Source organism: Mesorhizobium sp. M0293, from assembly GCF_040321735.1.
Lineage (GTDB): Bacteria > Pseudomonadota > Alphaproteobacteria > Rhizobiales > Rhizobiaceae > Mesorhizobium.
On record NZ_JAMYSA010000261.1, the window covers coordinates 1 to 1,752 of the forward strand.

The 1,752-nt window shown below is 64.4% G+C and carries 2 protein-coding genes; both read left to right on the top strand.

Translation table 11 applies throughout. From position 1 onward, the window contains the following. The coding region (locus NKJ06_RS35300; protein ID WP_352812544.1) for an aminotransferase class III-fold pyridoxal phosphate-dependent enzyme at window positions 1–977 on the top strand (977 nt) is incomplete at its 5' end. Window positions 978–1,124: 147 nt separating this feature from the next. Next, window positions 1,125–1,752, top strand: a 628-nt coding sequence (locus tag NKJ06_RS35305) for an aldehyde dehydrogenase family protein (RefSeq protein ID WP_352812546.1), incomplete at its 3' end; no start/stop codon positions are given.

Here is a 1,752-nt window from a genome sequence, read left to right on the forward strand (position 1 = left end):
GTCCGGAGAAACGCAAGATCATCAGCAGGTTTGGCGCCTTCCACGGCAGTACGATCATGGGCGCGGCGCTGAGTGGGCTGCCGCACATGCACAAGTCCTTCAACCTGCCGCCGCTTCCCGTCATATTCGCCGCGCGGCCGTTCCACTATCTCGACGGTCTGCCGGGCGAGGCGGAGCATGACTACGCCACGCGCCTGGCCCAGGAACTCGAGGCCCTGATCCTGGCGGAGGGGCCAGAGACGATTGCCGCGATGATCGCAGAGCCAGTCATGGGCGCCGGCGGCGTGCTGGTACCGCCGGAGGGTTATTTTCCAAAGGTTCAGGCGGTGCTGCGCAAATACGACATCCTCATGCTGTCCGACGAAGTGGTCTGCGGCTTCGGACGCACCGGAAACTGGTTCGGCAGCCAGACTTTTGGCATGGAACCGGACATGCTGTCGGTCGCCAAGGGGCTTTCATCCGGTCATCTGCCCATTGGCGGCGTCATTATCTCCGACAAGGTCTACCAGTGCGTCGCCGATGAGGCCCACAAGGTCGGCGTGTTCGGCCACGGTTTCACCTATTCCGGCCATCCGGTGACAGCCGCCGTCGCCGCCGAGGCGATCAGGATCTACCGCGAGATCGATCTCGTGAGCCAGGCGCGCCGTCTCGGCGATTATCTGCATGCAGCGCTCGCGGACGCGCTCAACGACCATACACTGGTCGGCGAGGTCCGCGGCCGCGGTTTTATAGCGGGGATCCAGATCGTCGAGGATCGCGCCACCCGTCGCGCCTTTGCGCCGGAGCTGCGAATTGGCACCGATGTCGAGCGGCGGTGCCGCGAGCACGGAGTCATGATCCGCAACATGGGCGACGTGCTGGCAATCTGCCCGCCCTACGTCATCGCCCCTAAAGAGATCGATTACATGGTTGATGGCATTCGCGCGGCGCTTGATGAGACCGCGGCGGAGCATCTTCGGACTGGCCAGTTGGCTTGAAGCCGCGGCGGCGCGGCGAGACGTCGCGCATAGCTGAAGCGCGGCCGGCGGTGTCGTTCTGCCGCGCGAATAGGGCGCTTCGGCAAAGGCGCGAGCCGCAGCCAGCATACAGGATCCTGATTGTCTTATCCGAACGGAGGCCAGACCATGCTTCAGAAAACCAGCCATTTCATGCGGCAGGCCAATCTCATCAACGGCGAATGGGTGCAGGCCGACAGCGGCCAGACGGTCGACGTCAACAACCCGGCCACCGGCCTCAAGATCGGCACCGTGCCGAAGTCCGGCAAGGCCGAGACCCGCCGCGCGATCGAGGCTGCCGATGCCGCCTTCAGGTCGTGGCGCAAGACGACCGCGCTCGAGCGCTCGAAGCTGCTGCGCAAGCTGCATGACGCGATGATGGACAATCAGGACGTGCTGGCCGAATTGCTGACCATAGAGCAGGGCAAGTCGCTGTTCGAATCGAAAGGCGAGATCGGTTCGGCCGCGTCCTATATCCTGTGGTTCGCCGAGGAAGGCCGCCGTACCTATGGCGACGTCGTGCCTTCGCCATGGGCGGACCGCCGCATCCTGGTGACCAAGGAGCCGGTCGGCGTCATCGCCGCCATCACGCCGTGGAATTTCCCGTCCTCGATGCTGGCCCGCAAGCTTGGCCCGGCGCTCGCCGCCGGCTGCACCGCGGTCGTAAAGCCCGCCTCGCAGACGCCTTATTCAGGTCTCGCCTGGGGAGCGCTCGCCGAGGAAGTTGGTTTCCCCAAGGGTGTCATCAACATCCTGA